This window comes from Hyalangium sp. (assembly GCF_035629615.1).
Classification (GTDB): Bacteria; Myxococcota; Myxococcia; order Myxococcales; family Myxococcaceae; genus Hyalangium.
The window spans coordinates 25,946-45,370 of sequence record NZ_DASPHO010000637.1 but is presented as its reverse complement, the minus strand read 5'-3'; the positions used below and the strand labels follow the sequence as shown (position 1 = coordinate 45,370).

Here is a 19,425-nt window from a genome sequence, read left to right as displayed (position 1 = left end):
TATGGGGGCGCCATGCCCTCCGCCGCCATCGTCCGCTACCTGGTCATCTTCACCCTCATGGGCACCCTCTCGGTGCTGACCCACGTCTACCTGTACCGGCGCATCTTCCGCGACACCTCTGGGCACCCGGGCTGGCGCAAGGCGGGGGTGGTGACCATGGCGGCACTGTGCCTGCTCATGCTGGGCTCGCGGCTGCTGGCGCTCGTGCTGCCCGAGAACGCCGTGCTCGCCCTGGCCACCGTGGGGTGGGGCTGGATGGGGGTGGCCATCTACCTTCTCCTGGCCTTGTGGACCCTGGGCGGCGCGAGCGCCCTGTCCCGCCTCCTCCAGCGCCGACGCATGCAGAAGTCCCCCGTCTCCGAGGAGCGGCGCCTGTTCCTCGCCCGCGCCACCGCTGGCGGGGCCCTGCTCGCGACCACCGGCACTGTGGGCTACGGCGCCTGGCGTGCCTTCCACCCTCCTGTCGTCAACCGGGTGGCGCTCCGCCTGCCAGGACTGCCCAAGGCGCTGGATGGCTTCACGATCGTCCAGCTCAGCGACATCCACGTGGGCCCCGTCATCAAGCGCCGCTTCATGGACGCCCTGGTGGAGCAGTGCAACGTGCTCAAGCCAGACCTGATGTGCATCACCGGGGACCTGGTGGACGGCAGCGTGTCCGAGCTGGGCCACGCCGTGTCGGCTCTCTCCAACCTCCGCAGCCGGCACGGCACCTTCTTCGTCACCGGCAACCACGAGTACTACTCGGACGACGAGGCGTGGACCGAGGCCCTGGAGCGCATGGGCGTCTCCGTGCTGCGCAACCGGTACGTGCGCATCGGTGAGCCGAGCGCCTCCTTTGATCTGGTGGGCGTGGATGACTGGGGCGCGTCCCGCTCTGGCTACGCCAAGCGGTACGATCTGGCACGGGCCGTGGCGGGGAGGGATCCCGAGCGCCCGGCGGTGCTCCTGGCCCACCAGCCCGCCAACTGGCGCGAGGCGGCAAGCGCCGGAATGGGCCTGCAGCTCTCCGGGCACACCCATGGCGGCCAGTTCTTCCCCTTCACCCTGGCCATCTCCGCCATCTGGGAGCACGACGCCGGACACTTCGAGGAGAACGGGCGCCACCTCTATGTCAGCCGGGGGACAGGCTTCTGGGGGCCGCCGGTGCGTGTAGCGGCTCCTCCGGAGATTGTCCACGTGACGCTGCTCTCGTGAGGTAGGTAGGATGGCCCTCCCATGGCCAAGGAACCAGCGAAACGGGAGATCAAGCAAGAGCGCGCGGCGCGCACCCGGGTAGAGATTCTCGAAGCGGCCATCACGCTGTTCGCGCGGCGAGGCTTCCTGGCAACGACGATGGCGGAGCTGGCCAAGGCCATCCGCATGACGCCGGGCGCGCTCTACTGGCACTTCCCCACCAAGGAAGATCTGCTGCTGGCGGCCATCGACGAGCTCCACGAGCGCTACCTCAAGGAGTTCGTGGACCTGCTCTCCGAGCAGCGCAAGCTGCCAGCGCATGAGCAGCTGGTCCGGTTCATGAACCGAACCGCGCAGTTCCTGCGCTACCACCGCGAGTACGGCATCTTCTTCGGCATGGTGGCGGCCGAGTCCGCCGATTCCAACGAGCGCGTCGCCGAGGCGCTGCGCGAGAAGCTGAACCTCTACGTCCACGTGCTGGCCGGCATCATCCGCTACGGGCAGAAGAAGCAGGAGTTCCGTGCGGACCTGGATCCCGTGCAGACCGCGCATGGAATGATGGGCAGCTACATCGGCCTGCTCACCTACCAGAACCTGTTCCGAGCCACGGTGACGTACGATCCCGTGCTGGCCGCCCTGGACAAGCTGCTCGTGACGGGCTTCAACCCTCCGAAGGAGTAGGCCCCCGGGCCCGCGCTCGCTCCCGGGCGCGAGGGCCTCGGGTGCCCTCCCCCTCTCCCGCGCGGGGAGAGGGGTGGCCCTCAGGTGAGTGGGGCTACGGCTGCTCCACCAGACTGGTGCTGCTCTGCGGCTGGCGCGTGGTGCGGATGATGAAGTCCGCCGCGTTGTTGTCGGTGTCCTGCCCGTTGCCCTTCGTCTCATCCGCGCCGCCGCTTCCCATCGAGGCGGCCGTGGAGCCCGGGCCCGCCTTGCGCTCGTAGCTGGCAGGCGAGGCGGGAGGATTCCCTGCAATGGGCGCACTGCCCTCCGCCGAGTCCCCCGTGCCATAGCCCAGCTTGTCCACCGTGTCCGGGTCATTCAGCTCGCTGGCCGTCAGGTCGGGACCGATACGGATGTGGCCGCCTCCGTTCACGGCCGCTGACATGCTGAACCCGTACGTCATGTCCGCCGCGGGTTCACCCGCTCCGGGCGAGTAGCCTCCCTGAGCCAGGAGGAAGTAGCCGTGAGCCTTGATCGTGATGGTGGTGCTGGGAGTGGTGGCGATGTTGAAGTTGCCCGAGTAGGTGGCACCCGACACGCTCTTGTACTGCAGCTTCCAGTTCGTGATGTCGATGTCCTGATTCGTCGGGTTGTAGAGCTCGACGAACTCATCGTTGGCACCCCCGGGGCCCTGCACCGCCACCTCGCTGATGACGAGGTGGCTGGCGATGGAGGCCAGGGTGACGGAGATGTCCGACCGGAGCGTCACGCCGTTCCATGAGGCCGAGAGCTGGCCGGTGCGCTCCTCGCTCCCGGCGGTGAAGGTCACCTGACCGCTGAGCGCCCCCTGGGGAATGGTGAGGGTGCCCGTGGGCGAGAGCGAGCCGAGGCTCGCTGAGTCCAGGGACACGGCCACGGAGATGCCGCCCTCCGGCACCGCGCGATCCACCGTCGCCGTGAACACCCGGGTCCTGCCCACCGTCACCCGCGCCGAGCCCGGCGTCAGGCTCGTCAGCACCGGCGGCGCCGCGATCACCGTCACCGGCGTGGTGAAGGTGGCGCCGTCGAAGGAAGCCGTCACACTCCCGCTCACGTTGTTCCTCGAGCCTGCGGCGAAGGAGAAGGGAGCCGACGTCGCGCCCGTGGGAATCACTACCACCGTGGGCGCCGAGCCGAACGTCGTCCCTGCCGTGTCCGGCGCCGCGGTCACGGCGATCGCCGTGTCGTACAGCGCTGGCAGGTCCAGCGTGAGGGTGAACTGCTGCGTGGCGCCAGGCTCCACCGTCAACGCCGAAGCAGGCGTCATGCTGATGAGCTTCGGCAAGGGGTCTGTCGTGAGCGTCACCGTGGCGCTCGCGGTGTTGCCCGTGCCCAGCGCAGCCGTCACGGTGCCGCCCGTGTCCGTCGTCCCTGCATCCGCGGTGAGGGTGAAGGTGGCCTCCGTGGCGTTGAGCGGAACAGCGAGGGCCGGCGCATCCACCGTGCCCAGCGTCGCCGGACTCACGGTGACGTCCAGGGTGCTGTTCGCAGGTGCGGGGCGATCCAGCTTCACGGTGAAGCGCACCGAGTGGCCCGCTGCCGTCACCACGGGCGTGGGGGTGACGGACACCACCGTGGGCTCCTCCATCTCACCCAGCACGCGCACCGTGGTCGTCTGCGAGGAGTCCTCCAGCCGCGCGGTGAGCGTCACGCTGGTGGCCTGCTCCAGCGGATGCAGCGGCACCACCGCCGAGGTCTTCCCCACGGGGATGATGACGGTGCCGTTGTCGCCCGCTCGCAGTGCCGCGGAGCTGGACTCGACAGTCACCGCCACATCCTCGAAGTAGGGGGCGGCCATGGTCACCGTGAGGGCCTGCGGGAACGCGTCCGTCCCCGTCTGCCCCACGCGCACGTACTGGCCCGAGGGACCGAACGAGGTGAGGGCCGCGGGCGGCGACACGAAGTCCTGCGCGCTGCGCGGCTCCACCTTGGAGTTGCCGTTGCGATAGTCCAGCACTCCGCGCACGAGGCGGAACTTCGTGCCCACGGCCGGCAGCGTCGAGGCCACGTAGAAGTAGTCATTGACCCGGACGCCTACTGCCTCTCCGTCCGTGCCAGGGGCGGTGTCCACGACGATCTCGTTGGAGGGTGCCCTGTCCGCCGCACCGAGCGAGGGCTCCTGCTTCGTCACGTAGACATTGTTCAGCTCCACCAGCACCCCCTCGAGCGCCGCGGCGCGGGGACCTCCGGTTCGGACGTCCGCCGGGCTCACCGTCACCAGTGCCGGCAGCGGGTTGCCGCCGGAGTTCTTGGTGATGGAAGGATCGGTCAGCTCGATCTGGCCGAAGAAGTCCGCCACCTTTGCGGCCGTGATGGTGATGCGATCCCCTACCGCCACGGAGGGCACCGCGCCGGTGTACACGAACATCCCGGAGTAGTCCGGCCCCTGGTAGCGCCCCGTCTCCGAGGGGTGTGACTGGATGAAGAAGCCGTTGCTGCCCACCGCCGTCACCAGCACGTCCGCCAGGGACACCGGCTCGTTCACCAGCCGGTACACCCCATCCACCGGCTTCTTCACCTCATAGATGGACACCGCGCAGGCCTTGGCGCCCGGGTTGGCCGTGGCGCACGCATCACACGCGTCGCCGCGCTTGTCCGCATCCGCGTCCGCCTGGTCCGCGTTGGCCACATACGGGCAGTTGTCCTGCCAGTCCTTGATGCTGTCCCCGTCCTCGTCCTCCAGAGGCGGCACCGAGCAGCTCGAGGCACCCGCCAGCAGCGGGCACGGATCGCACACATCGCCCACCCCATCCTTGTCCGCGTCCGCCTGGGCCCCATTGTCCATGGGGCGGATGGGGTTGAAGAAGATGGGGCAGTTGTCCTGGGCGTCCGCAACACCATCCCCGTCCTTGTCATCCGCCGAGCGGGCGCCGTTGTACGCCGTGGACTGGTTCACGCTGGCGGGGAAGGAGGCGTTGGTGGAGGTGCGCTGGGGGACGCACGTGGGCTCGTCCTTCGGCGCCTGGTTGCAGAAAAAGAGCGGGTAGGCGCTCGCGTTGGCCGTCTGGAGCGCGGTGAACGTCTGCCCCATCTCGTCATTCACGCACAGGACCTTGGGAGCGCCGCACACCTCCACGGACTCACAGCCGCCCTGGCCCAGCGTGGCCACCAGCGCCTGATCGCCATACAGCGGCTTGCCCCCGCGCATGGTGAGCACCACGTCCTCCGAGTTGGCGGTGATGACGGCCCGGTACGGGGAGGCCGCGAAGGTGCGCAGGCGGAAGATGGCCAGGTCCGCCACCTTGCCCGGCTCGAGCCGGCCCAGCTTCTCCTGCGTGGCGGTGATATCCGCGGCGCTGGCCGTCACCATGCGCCACAGCTGCTCGTCCGTGAAGGTGCGCGCATAGTAGGTGGCGTTCAGGTAGTCCGCGCACTGCAGCTCGCGCAGCACGTTCATGGAGCCGGACTGCACCCAGTCCGTCCCCAGGGCGATGGTGACGCCCATCGTCTTGTACGCCGGCACCATGGCCGTGTCCCCGTACAACGAGAGGTTGGAGCGCGGAGACCAGATGAGGTCCGTGCCCTTGCTGGCCATGGTGCCAATCTCCTTCGCCGTCACCGCGATGCCGTGGATGACGGCCGTCTGCCGCTGGAACAAGTCCCTCCCGCCGTTGGCCGTGGTGGAGGTGCAGCGAAACTCGTTGTGCGCGGACTCCTCGATGCCCTCGCCCACGTGGGGGAAGTAGGCGGAGTGCTGGGGGATGACGGACGGGCTGTCGATGCCCGGGTAGGCGCAGCTGTTCGTCAGCTCCCCGGCGCCCGAGTCCCCGAGCGGGAACGTCTGGTAGAGGAGCGCCGGCTCGTCCAGCCCCTGCTGGTTGCCCCCGCTCGTGGTGACGCTGTCCTTGTCCAGGTTGCGCAGCAGGCCCGGCTGCCCGCCGCTGCCCGCCACCGAGGTGGTGCCCGCCATCACCTGCCGCAGCTCGCCCCAGGTGATGAGGATGTTCGTCGAGCCGTTGTTTCTCACCTGTGTGTGCCCGTCATTGCCGCGGCGCCAGTCGTGGCGGTGCTCGTAGCGCTCCGCGCTGCCCGCGCCCGGCGGCCCTTGGAAGGTGATGTGGTCGTGCGCGTTGATGAGGCCCGGGGAGATGACGCCCTGCGGGCAGGAGATGACAGTGGCCTCCGCGGCCCCCTCCTTGGAGGAGCAGTCACACTCCGAGCACTGGATGATGCCCTGCGCGTCCACCAGCACCTGGCCGCCGTTGAGCACCCCGCTGTCCTTGAGCACCACGCCCTGGAACAGCCGCGCGCCGCTGGTGCCCGCCTTCGTCACCGCGCACGTGGACCCACTGGGCACCGCCGGCAGGCTCGCGCACTGGGTGATGGGCTTGGGCGTCAGCGAGCAGCTGCTCTCGCACCCGTCCCCGTCCTGCACGTTCCCGTCGTCACACGCCTCCTCGACATCCCGGACGCCGTTGCCACAGGCCTGTACCTCGGTCTCCACGGAGCACGTGTTGCTACAGCCGTCCCCTACAGTGAGGTTGCCGTCATCACATTGCTCAGCTCCCTCCTTGAGGCCGTTGCCGCAGACATTTTTGTCGTCACCGGAGCAGCCGGTGAGCGCGAGAAGTCCCGTGGCGAGCACGGCCAGAAGAAGGCGTGTGGGTTGACGCATGCGGATGTCCTGGGAGAGCGAGGAAGAGGCCTCCGTCCTGGCAGAGCACGGGGGGCCTTGTGCAACATTTCAGCAGCACTTTACCCTGGACCCAACCTGCCAAGGAAGCGGAGAGGGCGCACACTGGGAGTACCTGATAGGTCCCTCTGTTGCCCCCCTGCCAGCCAAACCCCTGTTCGCACTATGGTTTGGGGCTGCCATGACTCCGCGCACCAACGCCGTCTCCCGCTTCCTGCAGAACCACATGCGCCGAGATGCCCAGGCGCGAGAGACGTCCGTGGCCGGGTACATGGCGGGCCTGGCCGCGGCGTGCCTGGTGGCGGTAGGGGCCCTGGGGCCGCACATCGGCTGGGGGCTCACCCAGGCGCTGCTGTCGCTGGTGGGGGTGCTGTGCGTCTACTACACCGTCCTGTGGCGAGCGCTGCGGGCCGGGTGGTTCCACCCCGCCATCCACTGGCTCAACGTGGCCATCGAGGTGAGCATCCCCTCGGTGGTGCTGGCCTTCGACCTGAAGTTCCAGGGGGCGGCGTACGCGCTCACCGCGCCCACGCTCGTCATCTGGGGCACGCTGGTGGTGCTGGCGGCGCTGCGCACACAGCCGCTGCTGGCGTTGGTGGCCGGGGCGCTCGCGGGCGGCGAGTACCTGCTGCTGTACTTCTTCTTCGTCCGGCCGCTGCTTCCCGAGCAGCCGCTGCTCACCCTCACCCCGCCCTTCATCATCATGCGCTCGGTGTTCCTGCTGAGCTCGGGGGTGGCCACCGCCATCCTCGCGCGGCACTTCGTGCAGAAGACGGCGCAGGCGCTGGCGGCGCTGCGAGAGCAGGAGGTGATGGGCAAGTACATGCTGCACGAGCGGATTGGCTCGGGTGGCATGGCCGAGGTGTACCGCGCCACGTACAGCCCGGAGGGAGGCTTCGAGAAGCAGGTGGCGCTGAAGCGGATCCTTCCCTCGTACGCGGATGACGCGGAGTTCGTGTCGCTGTTCCGCCGTGAGGCGGAGCTGTGCTCCACGCTGCACCACCCCAACATCGTCCAGGTGTTTGACCTGGGGCGGCACGGGAACACGTACTTCCTGGCCATGGAGTACGTGGATGGGTTGCCGCTGAGCACGGTGCTGCGGGGGCTGGGCTGGCAGGGGCTGCCGCTGGGCGCCGCCGCGTTCCTGGGAGCGGAGCTGGCCGCGGCGCTGGACTACCTGCACCGGCGCACCGGGAAATATGGCGAGCCGCTGCACCTGATCCACCGGGATGTGAACCCGCCCAACGTGTTGGTGTCCCGGGGAGGAGAGGTGAAGCTGTCGGACTTCGGCATTGCGCGGGACACGGCGCGTGCGCAGCTCACCGTGGCGGGCAACGTGCGCGGCAAGCTGGGGTACATGTCCCCGGAGCAGGCATACGGGAAGCCGATTGATGGGAGGACGGACCTGTTCGCGCTGGGCCTCACGCTGCACGAAGCGCTCACGGGCAGGCGCCTGTTGATGGGGCACGATGAGGCGTCGCTGATGGCCGCGGTCGTGTCACAGGAGCTGCCGCCGCCCTCGCAGATCCGCCCTGACGTGCCGCCGGAGCTGGACGCGGTGGTGATGCGGCTGCTGGAGCGGGACATGAACCAGCGGACGGCTACGGGCGCGGAGGTGCGGCAGCAGCTGCTGGCGCTGACGGGAGAGGTGGCGCCCTACCCACAGGGGCAGCTGGCGCTGGCTCGGGCGACGCAGGTGGCCATGGCCCATGTTCAGCAGGCCGCCGGGCCGGCGTCGGGTCCACATGCGGCCCCCAGCGCCCCGGGACAGATCCTCATTCGCTCCGGGTGACGGGGCGCCCAGGCTCCCAAAACCTGATAGGTTGCCCTTCTTCATGGCAACCTTCCACGTCAGCCGGATGCAGCAGGCCACCCTGGCCGCCCTCCTATGGGTGTCCATGGCCGTGAAAGCTCAGGAGAACCCTTGCCAGCCGCACCTCACCGGGCTGCCGATGCAGAGGAGCATCTACTTCTCAAAGGACCCCAATGATGACGTGACAGAGCTTTACGTTGCTGGAGGCGTGGCGACCACTCTCCGGCTGCCAGTTCCGGTCGATTCAAGCCGGACAAAGCTCTTGGGTTGGGAAGGCAGGTTCGAGCCCTTGCTCATGGGCGGTAAGTCCGTGGTCATCGTCCCGCTCCGGGACCTTGCGCCCGGAGATCGCTTCATGCTGCTGGTGACACTCGAAGACGGGACAGAGCTTCCCTTCACCGTCGCCTCTGCCGCTGCTGCGGTCGACGGCCAGATCAACGTCTATCCCGATCCTGAAGCCCCAGAGGCGGTTCGGAAGGAGTTGGAGGAGAAGCGCAAGGAGGTTCGGTCGCTCAAGGCTGCGAACCGGCGACAGCGAGAAGAGGAGAGCTCGGTGGACCACGCCCTCGCGGCACTCCTGGCCAACAACGAGCTCAAGATGACCCCTTTCAAGGAGGACCATAGCTGGCTGCTCCGCGAGGAAGGGATCGAGGTTGAGATCTCCGTTCTCGTGCCCAAGGGGAAGGTGGCGAATACGAAGGCAGCCGTCGTCTTCAAGATCACGAACAAGGACCCGGTGAAGCCATGGAAGTTGCAGGAGGCACGGCTCACCACATGGACGACCCGAGAGTCACGCCCCCTGGCTCTGCGCACAGCCCGGTCCGCCATCGAGCCAGGTGCAACAGGCCGCATCGCCGTCGTCACCGACCTGTCCTCTTTCGACTCGAACAAGATAGACGACAGACTCGTCCTGGAGCTCTTCAGGGATGGCGGGCTCCGGCAAGCCTACGTCGAGTTGGTGCTCAAGGACCGGCGTTAACTGGCACGGTCAGCGCGATGCGCGCTCGCCCGGCTTGGCGAACAAGAGCGCGGGAAGTAAGAGCGCCCCACATGTTCCCGATGAAAGCGACGTTCCTCTTGCCCCTCATCGTTGTGTCGTGCCTGGGCTGCACAGGCACTGGCGTTTCCATTCGCCCGGACGGAGGCCCGGGACCCCAGGAGTGCCCCGAGGAGGCTCTGGCGGCGATGAGGATTCTACAGCTTCGGCCAGCCGACAGTTCGACCGTGGAGATCGACGCCAACCAGAGCAGCCAGAACTCGATCATCGTCAACGATGGCCCCGTTGAGAGCTACTTGAAGGAGGAGCTTGGACCGCTCCCTCCTATCACCCGGCTGTACGGCCAGATCTGGACTGGCGGTCCGAACGTCGTCATTCGGTACTACGAAGCGCGTCCACCCGACGGCGAGACGATTCCCATCTGCGCCGTGGCCCGCCTGGGCCGTGGTGGGCTGCGAAAGAATCCAGGCCCTCGCCCAGGAAGCGCAGTGCTCGAATTCTCCAGGGCGGGCGTCTACATCGTTGATGCCTTCCGCTGACCGCGGTCGCCCAACTCATGAGCCCCAGGGCACCCACTCACGCGGCCGCCCATTGGACTAGACCTCCTCGAACCTTGTGCCTGTGGCGCCCATGCCCTCCAAGGCATCCTTGATCTCCTCGGAGACGATCAGCGGGCTGCTCCACCCCTCGCACCGCAACACCTGGGCGCTTCCCGCCTTGGCCTTGTCGATACGCATGTCACGCACGGAGGCATACTGACCGACCTTGTGAGGCACTCCGTCCTCATGCGTCCAGAGTTCGATCCGGGACGCCTGTTCGTCGATACATCGGATGAGGCGTGTGGCCACGAGGATGAGGTACTGATCCGGTTGGCCCGCCACATCCACGGGGATCAGTTGCACGTCGTCCGGGGCCAACTCCGCGAACATGGAAGCGACCCGGACATGAACCACCGGGATGTTTAGGCCAGCCTCTGTGTAGTCCAGCGGCGTGCCCTCAATCTCGATGGGGATTCTCAAGCGGCTCTTGATGTGGACGGGCGTTCCCCTCCAGAACTCGTAATCGTCCACTTTGACGCCCTGGGTGTTCCGGGGCATCGCCAAGTGCCAACGGTTCGGGAACATCACGTCGTCGGCCAGTCTGAAGAACCGCTTGGTCATGGACTCCGTTTATCGCGGCAACATCCGCCTCAGAATCATGTGTCACTCCTTCTTGCGAGGAGGAGGTTAGAGGGCTGCTACGGGGAAGAGGAGGAGCCGCCGGGTGGCGCCCATCCTTCACCCTCGGACACCCTGCGGGGGTAGGCTCCCGCCCGACGCTGACGCTTGGATGCTCGCCACGTCCCCATGCGGCCTCGGTGCTCACCAAGGGCTCACCGTCGTCGCAGCCTCCATGGGCCAAGCTGGAGGCATCCGACGCGCGCCCCCCTGTCCGAGATGGCTGGCATGCCCTGAACCCTCCGGGGCATGCTGGAGCTTCTCGCAACCGGCCCTGGAGCTTCCCATGCCCTCATCCGTGTTCGGACTCGCCGACCTGCACTGCCACACCACGGCGCACCTCGGCTTCGGCGGGCACCTGTTCTCCGGTTTCCCCGATGGTGACATCGAGCGGGCACTCGCCCGCTGTGACGTCCACCTTCATGGCCCCTGGGGACTTGGCCACTTCGGCAAGAACTGGTCCCTCATCCAGCTCTTCATCGAGGGCGGCCTCGGCCACGGGCCCTGCGGCCATGACTCCTACGCCCACTGGCCCCAGTTCACCACCATGGTCCACCAGCAGATGTTCGTGGACTGGCTCAAGCGCGCCCACGACGGGGGCCTGCGCCTGCTGTGCAGCGTGGCCGTGAACAACGAGATGCTCGCCGAGCAGACCCACCACCCTGACAAGGACGAGAGCTCCATCGAGAAGCAGATTCGCGAGCTGCGCCGCTTCACCGAGCGCCACTCCGACTGGATGGGACTGGCCCTCAGCGCCTCTCACGCCCGCCAGCTCATCCAGTCCGGCAAGCTCGCCGTCATCGCTGGCGTGGAGGTGGACTCGCTGGACAGCCTCCTCGGTGACCGCGCCGCGCTCAACAAGAAGCCCCTCGCCCCCGAGCAGCTCCCCCGCATCCTCCAGTGGCTCCGAGACCAGGGCTTCCGGATGATCACCCCGCTGCACCTGGCCAATAACAGCTTCGGCGGTGCCGCCGTCTACGACGACAAGTTCAACCTCGTGAACCACTTCCTGCGAGGCTCCTTCCTGAACGTCGAGGGCCACTCCGGCCTGAGCTTCCGGCTGGGACAGGACCTGGACACCCAGACCAAGGCCGCCATCATCTTCTACGAGGTGACGCAGCGAGCCCACTACCCCAAGGGCTACTCCCTCAACGCCCCGGGGAAAGGCCACGCCAACCAGCTCGGGCTCACCGCCACCGGCAAGTCCTTCCTGAACGCAGCCATGCGCCAGGGCTTCATCCTCGATGTGGAGCACATGTCCGAGCACTGCACCGACGACGTCCTCTCCCTCGCCGAGCAGTCCCGCTACCCCGTCGTCGCCTCGCACTGCGCCTTCCGCGAGCAGGCCCTGGCCCCCGAAGACACGAGCATCAAGGCCAAGCGCGCCAACGAGTACATGAAGACGCGCGAGCAGGTGCGGCGCATCCTCTCGCTGGGCGGGCTGCTGGCCCCCATCACCAACCAGCACGAGCTCAAGGACTTCCCCGGCAGCACCGTCCCCAACGACTGCGCGCGCTCGTCCAAGACGTGGGCCCAGTCCTACCAGTACGCCCTCTCCCTGCTGCGCGAGGTGGGCTCCGGCGGCGTGGCCGTGGGCACCGACTTCAACGGCCTCAACCAGCAGCCCGGCCCCCGCTACGGCCCCAACGCCGCCTTCGGCCTGCACGATGACAAGCGCCGTGCCAAGCGACGGCCCGTGCAGCAGCAGCTGCAGCGCAACCGGCCACCCCTGCCCTACACGGGGAACATGTACCGCTCGCGCGTGCCCTTCGAGCCCTCGCGCGCTGGCTCCCGGACCTTTGACTTCAACACCGATGGGCTCGCCCACATCGGCCTGCTGCCGGACTTCATCCGCGATCTCGTCCACGTGGGAATGACGGACGCGCAGCTCGACCCGCTCTTCTCCTCGGCCGAGGCCTTCCTCCGGATGTGGGAAGCCTGCGAGGACCGAGGCGCCGCCCTCACCGCGGGCGAGCCGGTAAGCTGATCCATGCCCCAGCCGCGCCCCAAAGGTCCCCGCCCCCTGCCCCTGCTGGGGAGCATTCTCGCCTACGCGAAGGATCCGCTCGCCTTCCTCGAGGACTGCGCCTGGGGCGGCTACGGTGACGTGGCGTACCTCTCCTTCTTGCGCCAGCCCACCTACGTGCTCAACCTCCCGGAGCACATCGAGCACGTCCTCGTCACCCGCCAGCGGAACTACATCAAGGACAAGCTCCAGCGCGTGCTCCTGAGGGAATCGCTTGGCAATGGCTTGCTGGCCAGCGACGGGGAGTTCTGGCTCCGGCAGCGGCGGCTCATGCAGCCCGCCTTCCACCGTCAGCGGCTCGCCACCTACGGGCAGGTGATGAGCGAGCACTCCCAGCGCTTCCTGGCTCGCTGGCGCGACGGGGATTCCCGCGACATCTCCGAGGACATGATGGAGCTCACGCTGGGCATCGTCGTCCGGTGCCTCTTCGGCCTCGAGGTGGAGGACAAGGCCACGGAGGGGGTGGGGCCGGCGTTCGCGAAGGTGATTGATCACTTCTCGAAGGTGCAGACGCTGGTGGTGCCCAGCTGGATCCCCACACCGGAGAACCTCGGCTACCGGACCGCGCTCCGGAAGCTGTACCGGATCGTCGACGGCATCATCCACCAGCGGCGCCAGGCCGGGGGCGACAGGGGAGACCTGCTGTCCATGCTCCTCCAGGTCCAGGATGAGGACGGGAGCAGGATGAGTGACCAGCAGATCCGCCATGAGGCCCTCACCCTCATGCTGGCCGGCCATGAGACCACGTCCATCACCCTCACCCTCTGCTGGGATCTGCTGGCCCGGCACCCGGAGGCCGAGGCCGCGCTGCACCAGGAGCTGGACTCCGTGCTGGGCGGCCGAGCACCCACGGTGGAGGACCTGCCGGCATTGCCCTTCACCGAAGGCGTGGTGAGGGAGTCCCTGCGGCTCTTTCCCCCCGCCTGGTCGCTGAGCCGGGAGTCCGTGGAGGAAGATGAGCTGGGGGGCTGGCACATCCCCGCGGGCGCCATGGTGTGGCTGAACCCCTGGACGGTGCATCGAGATCCGCGCTTCTACGAAGAGCCGCTGGCGTTCCGCCCTGAGCGCTGGGCGGACGGCCTGGAGCGACGGCTGCCGCGCTTCGCCTGGTTCCCCTTTGGAGGCGGCCCCCGGCTGTGCATCGGCCAGAGCTTCGCGATGATGGAGGCCCGGCTCGCGCTGGCCACCCTGGCCAGGCACTTCCGGCTGGAGCGCACCTCGGAGCGTGAGGTGGAGCTGCTGCCCTCCGTCACCCTGCGCCCCAAGCATGGGCTGCCCATGAAGCTCCGTGCACGACACCAGAGCGGTGGACAACGCCCAGGGCCGGATGCTTAAGAAGCGCCCCCGCCCACTGCGTGCCCCCGGAGCTCCGCCCCTTGGACGTCGCCATCGTCACCTACGCCGGTCTGCCTCAGCTCGACGCCTACGACTCACCCATCCTCTCCGCCCTCACGGCGCTGGGGCTCGACGCTCGCCCCTGCATCTGGGACGACCCGGCCATGGACTGGCGCACCGCGAAGGTGGCGGTGATTCGCACCACCTGGGACAGCCACCTGCGCCGGGAGGCCTTCGTCGCCTGGGCTTCCAAGGTGGGCAAGCTCACCCGGCTCTACAACCCGCCCGAGGTGCTGCGCTGGAACACGCACAAGGCCTACCTGCGTGAGCTGGAGGCCCGTGGCATCCCCTTCACTCCCACTGTCTGGGTCCCCCAAGGGAGCACCGTGGCGCTCGACGCGGTGTTGCGCGAGCGCGGCTGGGACACCGTGGTGCTCAAGCCCGTGGTCTCCGCCGGGGCGCTGAAGACGTACCGCTTCCACCGCTCCGAGCTCGAGGCCGCACAGGCCTGCCTGGACACCCTGGCCGCGGAAGCCGAGCTCATGGTGCAGCCCTACCTCACCGCCTTCGAGACCGAGGGCGAGCGCGCCTACCTCTTCTTCGACGGCGCCTTCAGCCATGCCGTGCGCCGCCCGCCGGGCCTCAAGGACTCTCCCCGCAGCTTCCAGGCGCCCCACCTCTTCGAGCCCGTGCCCGAGGAGCTGCGGCTGGCCGAGGACGTGCTCGCCGCCGTGGGCCAGCCCCTGCTCTACGCTCGCGTGGATGTGGCCACCGACAATGAGGGCCGCACCCGCTTGCAGGAGCTCGAGGCCACCGAGCCCAGCCTCTTCCTCAGCCTCGATCCGGCCGCACCTACACGGCTCGCCCAGGCCATTGCTCGCAAGCTGTAGCTCTGTGCACTTCCGCACGCCCACATGCTCGCCCGGTCGCTGCACTTCGACCATTCGTTGACACCTGAGTGCCAGAGAATCTGCGCGAACGTGGGGGACGGTGATTACCATTCCTTCATGGCGCGCTCCCTGCTCCTCTCCCTCTTGGTCCGTCAGCATCTGGTGCTCAAAGAAAAGTTCCGGGCCCGCTACCCGCACCCCTGGCTCGTCTGGGAGGCCGGTGCGTGGAACGTGCCGGAGACTGGCCGGCAGAACGTCGCGGCCACCCAGCTCCCGGTGTCGGATCTGCGCGACTGCCTCCCCGCGGGGGATGCGCTCTGCTTCGAGCTGGTGGCGATCAGCGAGACGGCCAGCGTGCTGCCGCTGGGGCGCGCCTCGCACAACGCCTTCGTCATCAATGATGCCACCGTCTCTCGCGAGCACCTGGTGCTGCGCACCAGCCCGTATGGGCAGTGGATGGTGGAGGCCGTGCCCAAGTCCACTCCAGTGAAGCTGGACGGGGTGGAGCTGGAGCCCGGCCGTCCCACGCCTCTCATGCCAGGTGCTCGGCTCGAGCTGGGAGACGTGCGGCTCACCTTCCATGATGCAGCTGGCTTCTACGCCCGCATCGACCGGCTCGGCGCCAGCCTCAGCTCCCGGGTCGCGGCCGCGCAGGCGAGCTGAGCACCGCGCGCTCCCCATACCCGTGCGAGGGGAGCCCCTCGCACGAACGGGTGCACGGACTTGCCACCTGGCGTGCGGCCGAGTCTACCGCCCGGGAATGGTCCCCAGCGTCGTCGGCCGCGGATCTGGCGCCGTGACGGCGTAGATGATTCCTCCCGCTACGACCGCTGCAGCCCCTGCCCCCGCCCAGACCCACCACTTGCGCGTCAGCGGCTCCCGCTCCTCCTGCACAGAGGTGCTGGGCACTGCTGCTGGGGGCAAGGACTTCTGCCCCACCGAGCGGGACCTGCGGGGCTCCAGGGCTCTCTGCTCGGCTTCCTTCAGCCCGCCGCCCTCCTTCTTTACCCCCCCTTGCTCCTCGAGAGGCCTGGCGGGGTGGGCCTCAGGGCGATCCTTCGCCACGGCCTTCGCCTGCGCCACGTGCTTCCTGGGCGCGGCTCGGCTCGCGGTCTGCTGCTTCGCCTTGGCGTCCATCTCCGCGATCAGCTCCTTCACCATCGCTGCGTTCGCAGGCTCCTTCTCGGAGAGAGCCAGATAGCGCCGGTAGGAGGAGGCCGCGCGTGCGAAGTCTCCGAGCTGGCGGTGGCACTGCGCCACATTGAAGAGGAAGCCGGACAACGGCACCAGCTCATAGGCGGCCTCGAAGGCCTCGAGCGCCCTGCGGAAGTCGCCCTGCTCGTAGGCGGCGTTGCCGTCGTTGAACTTCACGCGCGCCTGCGCCCTCGCCTCCGCGGCGGGCTCCGCGCCTGCCGCGGGCCAGGGTGCCAGCACCCACAGCGCGCACAGCAGGACGGACAGACGCCAGCACTCACTGCGCGAATGGATCAATGAGCTCATCGCGCTTCACCTCCTTGCGCGGGGCTGCCTTTGCCGGGGCAGGTGCCGGCAGGGTCAGCTTCGCCTTGGCCAACGGAGCGTCGATGACAGTGGGCGAGTCCAGCCGCACCTCTCGCTCCAGGGAAACGTAGCCTGCCAGCTCCACCCGCAACCCCAGGGAAGCCTCCGAGCGCGGCAGCTCCCTCACCAGCGGTGTGACGCCGAGCGCCTCGCCCGTGTCCGCACGGATCACCTTCGCCCCCTCGGGGACGGTACGCACCGTGAGCGTCACCGGAGCCGACGCCTGCACCTCGTCCGGTCGCAGGAGCCGCTCCAACCCGCTCCACGTGAGCGCGCCAGCCAGCATCGCCATGGCCATGCTCCCCACCAGCACCGGCAGGCGCGGACGCAGCCACCACGCCTCCGGCTTCATCCACGTGCGCCGAGTGGGGATCTCTTCCTCCTCGTCCCCGGACACAGGAGCCGGTGCCTTCGCGCCCAGCGTCAGCAGCGCCGTCGTCACCTCTTCGAGCTGCTGAGGCCGATCCTCGGGCTCCTTGGCCAGGCAGCGCAGCACCAGCTCCGCCAGCGCTGGCGGCATCGGCTCGCCCGAGGCCAGGCACTTGGGAAGCGGCGGCGGCTGCTGGGTGATGATCTGCACCACGAGCTGACCGAAGGCAGGGGCCTGGAAGGGCGGGTGCCCAGCCAGCATCTCGTAGAGCAGGTTGCCCACCGCGTAGATGTCCGCGCGCTGATCCACGGGCAGCCCCGCGGCCTGCTCGGGCGCCATGTACGTGGGCGTGCCGATGATGGTGCCGTCCAGGGTGTTGCCCGTGCCCTCGGAGGTGAGGATCTTCGCCACCCCGAAGTCGAGCACCTTCACGAAGTCCGCCTGGCCGCCGCGGTGCATGAGGAAGAGGTTGTCGGGCTTCACGTCGCGGTGCACCACCCCCACCTTGTGGGCCGCACCCAGCGCCGCGCACACCTGCACGCCGATGCGCTGAATGCGCATCAGCGTCAGCTTCTCCTCCTTCATCACCTGCGCGAGGTTCTGTCCCCGCAGCAGCTCCATCACACAGTAGACGTGGCCGCTCCTCGGATCCTCGACGAAGTCGAAGATCTCCACGATGTGCTCGTGGTTGATCTGGTTGACGGAGCGCGCCTCCTGGAAGAAGCGCCGGACGAAGCTCACATCCCGCGCGTGCTGGGGGCGGAGCACCTTGAGCGCCACCTGCCGGCCCAGCCGGACATGGCGGGCCTGGAAGACGCTCCCCATGGAGCCCTCGCCCAGGAGCCGCTCGAGCTGGTAGTTGCCCAGCACTTCTCCTTCCTGAGCTTCCTGAAGGCTCCGCATCGCGTCACCTGGGGAGGCCACGCTGGACAGCACCGTCTGCGCAATAGGGTCTTCGCCACCCATGGGAGGCGAAGCTCTCCATCGGCTGGCGATCCAGCAACCCGATCATCCCCTCATTTTCTCAAGAGGAGGCAAGCCAGCACCCAGGGCGTCCGTGGCCGAACACCTACATGCCCTACCAGGCGGACATGCCTCCGAGGTTGAGCACCCGGGAGAAGCCCGCGTCGCGCAGCAGGGAGGAGGCGCGCGTACTCCTCATTCCACTGGCACAGTAGACGACGATGGGGCGCCCCTTGTCGCCCAGGGTTCCCAGCTGCGTGGAGAGCTGTGTGACGGGAACGTTCACAGCTCCCGGCAGGTGTCCGGCAGCGAACTCATTCTCGGAGCGCACATCCAGCAGCAGCGCGCCCTCCTGGGCCACCCACCGCCTTGCTACCGCCCCACGCGAGCGGAAGACAAGCTGGCTGACGAGGAGCACGGCCCCTAGCAGGGCCACCACGGCCAGGAGGATCTTCATGGCTGCAGGCCCGTTACTGGCACGTGCCTGCGTTGCACGTGCGGGGAGGACTCGAGCCGCACGACTTGCCGTTGCAGTCCGCGTCCGCGCAGTCCGTCATGCCGTCCCCGTCGTTGTCGCGCGTGTCGCCGCAGAAGATCTCCTGGCACCTGCTCGACAGACACTGCGAGCCCGGCTCACCCGCGACGCAGAAGGTCTGGTTGTTGCAGTCCGAGTCCTGGCAGTCCGTCCTCGGGGTCCCCGGCACTCCGTCCACGTCATTGTCCAGGCCATCCGAGCACACCACCTCTCTCTTGACGAGGTTCGCGCAGACGCAGCCCAGGCCGCAAACCTTGGTGTTGCAGTCCGAGTCCTGGCAGTCCGTCTTCGGGGCCGCCATCGTCCCATCCCCGTCATTGTCCAGGCCGTCGTCGCACAGGTCCTCCGCCTTCACATTGCCCCGGCAGACGCACCCATCTCCGCACGACTTGTCCGCGCAGTCCGAGTCCGCGCAGTCCGTCTGGCCGTCCACCTCGTCATCCACGGTGTTGAGGCAGTCGCCCTCGCCCCGCGTGCCGCTCAGGCAGAGGCAGCCGTCGCCACAGGAGCGCGAGTCGCAGTCCGTGTCCGCGCAGTCCACGGGGGCGTCCCCCTCGTCACTCACCCCGTTGGCGCAGCTCGTCTCCGCCTTCTTGCCACCGAGGCAGGTGCAGCCGTCGCCGCACGGCAGGCTGTTGCAGTCCGGATCCTCGCAGTCCACGAGCGTGTCCGTGTCATTGTCCATGGTGTCGGCGCACGTCGTCTCCCGGCGCCGCACGCACTGGCCTGACACGCAGTCCTGGACATCGGTGCAGACCTGGTCACACCGGCCGCAGTTGTTGCGGCCCGTCTGGAAGTCGAAGCCCTCGTCCACGGTGCCGTCGCAGTCGTCGTCCTTGCCGTTGCACAGCTCCTCCGTGGGGAGCACCTCGCCCCCGCAGAGGATGTTGCCGCTGCCGCACGAGGCCTTGCCCTGGCGGCAGGCGCCCACGTTGCGCGTCTCCTCGGGCCCCGTGTAGCAGAACTCGTTCGTCAGATCGTCCACCGCGCCGTTGCAGTCGTCATCCAGGCGGTTGCACAGCTCCGCCTCGGGCAGGCAGCAGTACTTCCGCCCATCCGGGAGCGCCGCGCAGACGCGAGGGCTCACGCCGCAGTCCTCGTTCGCCTCGCAGGCGTAGGGCAGCTCATCCGGGAAGTCGACGACACAACCTGAGGCGCTTCCGAAGAGGACGCCACACAGCAACAGAGCCAAGGAGAAGTAGAGCGCCTTCATA

15 protein-coding genes are annotated in these 19,425 nt (G+C 68.1%); 9 read left to right on the top strand and 6 right to left on the bottom strand.

What is annotated here, in order from left to right:
• Positions 1-12 precede the first annotated feature (12 nt).
• Positions 13-1,194, top strand: coding sequence for a metallophosphoesterase (locus VD972_RS32720; protein WP_324992716.1), 1,182 nt, complete (start codon positions 13-15; stop codon positions 1,192-1,194).
• Positions 1,195-1,215: 21 nt separating this feature from the next.
• On the top strand, positions 1,216-1,854 hold the full coding sequence (locus tag VD972_RS32715; protein WP_324992715.1) for a TetR/AcrR family transcriptional regulator: 639 nt from the start codon (positions 1,216-1,218) through the stop codon (positions 1,852-1,854).
• Positions 1,855-1,948: 94 nt separating this feature from the next.
• Here the strand turns inward: VD972_RS32715 and VD972_RS32710 are convergent, their stop codons facing one another.
• Positions 1,949-6,487, bottom strand: coding sequence for an amidohydrolase family protein (locus VD972_RS32710; protein WP_324992714.1), 4,539 nt, complete (start codon positions 6,485-6,487; stop codon positions 1,949-1,951).
• Positions 6,488-6,686: 199 nt separating this feature from the next.
• Between VD972_RS32710 and VD972_RS32705 the strand changes: the two genes are divergently transcribed.
• The 3 genes from VD972_RS32705 to VD972_RS32695 all read left to right on the top strand — a co-directional run bounded on the left by VD972_RS32705 (position 6,687) and on the right by VD972_RS32695 (position 9,854).
• Positions 6,687-8,297: a serine/threonine-protein kinase gene (locus VD972_RS32705; protein WP_324992713.1), complete on the top strand. Its 1,611-nt coding sequence runs from the start codon at positions 6,687-6,689 to the stop codon at positions 8,295-8,297.
• A 43-nt stretch (positions 8,298-8,340) separates the two neighbouring features.
• Positions 8,341-9,297, top strand: coding sequence for a DUF2381 family protein (locus VD972_RS32700; RefSeq protein ID WP_324992712.1), 957 nt, complete (start codon positions 8,341-8,343; stop codon positions 9,295-9,297).
• 206 nt (positions 9,298-9,503) lie between these two features.
• Entirely contained in the window at positions 9,504-9,854 is a 351-nt protein-coding gene (locus VD972_RS32695) for a hypothetical protein (RefSeq protein WP_324992711.1), read from the top strand.
• Between the two features lie 57 nt (positions 9,855-9,911).
• Here the strand turns inward: VD972_RS32695 and VD972_RS32690 are convergent, their stop codons facing one another.
• Complete coding sequence (locus VD972_RS32690; RefSeq protein WP_324992710.1) at positions 9,912-10,475, bottom strand: imm11 family protein; 564 nt, start codon at positions 10,473-10,475, stop codon at positions 9,912-9,914.
• Between the two features lie 343 nt (positions 10,476-10,818).
• On the opposite strand from VD972_RS32690, the gene VD972_RS32685 reads away from it, so the two are divergent.
• The 4 genes from VD972_RS32685 to VD972_RS32670 all read left to right on the top strand — a co-directional run bounded on the left by VD972_RS32685 (position 10,819) and on the right by VD972_RS32670 (position 15,446).
• The gene (locus VD972_RS32685) at positions 10,819-12,519 is read left to right on the top strand and encodes a membrane dipeptidase (protein WP_324992709.1); all 1,701 of its coding nucleotides are present in this window, start codon (positions 10,819-10,821) and stop codon (positions 12,517-12,519) included.
• Positions 12,520-12,522: 3 nt separating this feature from the next.
• On the top strand, positions 12,523-13,893 hold the full coding sequence (locus VD972_RS32680) for a cytochrome P450 (protein ID WP_324992708.1): 1,371 nt from the start codon (positions 12,523-12,525) through the stop codon (positions 13,891-13,893).
• 41 nt (positions 13,894-13,934) lie between these two features.
• A complete protein-coding gene (locus VD972_RS32675) occupies positions 13,935-14,783 on the top strand; it encodes a hypothetical protein (RefSeq protein ID WP_324992707.1) in 849 nt (282 codons plus the stop codon).
• Positions 14,784-14,900: 117 nt separating this feature from the next.
• Positions 14,901-15,446 (top strand): FHA domain-containing protein, encoded by a 546-nt coding sequence (locus tag VD972_RS32670; protein WP_324992706.1) that lies wholly within the window; start codon positions 14,901-14,903, stop codon positions 15,444-15,446.
• Between the two features lie 84 nt (positions 15,447-15,530).
• Here VD972_RS32670 and VD972_RS32665 read toward each other — a convergent pair whose 3' ends face one another.
• The 4 genes from VD972_RS32665 to VD972_RS32650 form a co-directional block, all read right to left on the bottom strand.
• Positions 15,531-16,283, bottom strand: a complete 753-nt coding sequence (locus tag VD972_RS32665; protein WP_324992705.1) for a tetratricopeptide repeat protein — start codon at positions 16,281-16,283, stop codon at positions 15,531-15,533.
• On the bottom strand, positions 16,255-17,679 hold the full coding sequence (locus VD972_RS32660; RefSeq protein ID WP_324992704.1) for a serine/threonine-protein kinase: 1,425 nt from the start codon (positions 17,677-17,679) through the stop codon (positions 16,255-16,257). Before VD972_RS32660 ends, VD972_RS32665 begins: the two co-directional genes overlap by 29 nt.
• Before the next feature lie 112 nt (positions 17,680-17,791).
• Positions 17,792-18,133, bottom strand: a complete 342-nt coding sequence (locus tag VD972_RS32655; protein ID WP_324992703.1) for a rhodanese-like domain-containing protein — start codon at positions 18,131-18,133, stop codon at positions 17,792-17,794.
• A gap of 13 nt (positions 18,134-18,146) precedes the next feature.
• Positions 18,147-19,424 carry a hypothetical protein gene (locus VD972_RS32650; RefSeq protein ID WP_324992702.1) on the bottom strand — a complete coding sequence of 426 codons (1,278 nt, stop codon included), beginning with the start codon at positions 19,422-19,424 and terminating at the stop codon, positions 18,147-18,149.
• Between the last annotated feature and the right edge of the window lies 1 nt (position 19,425).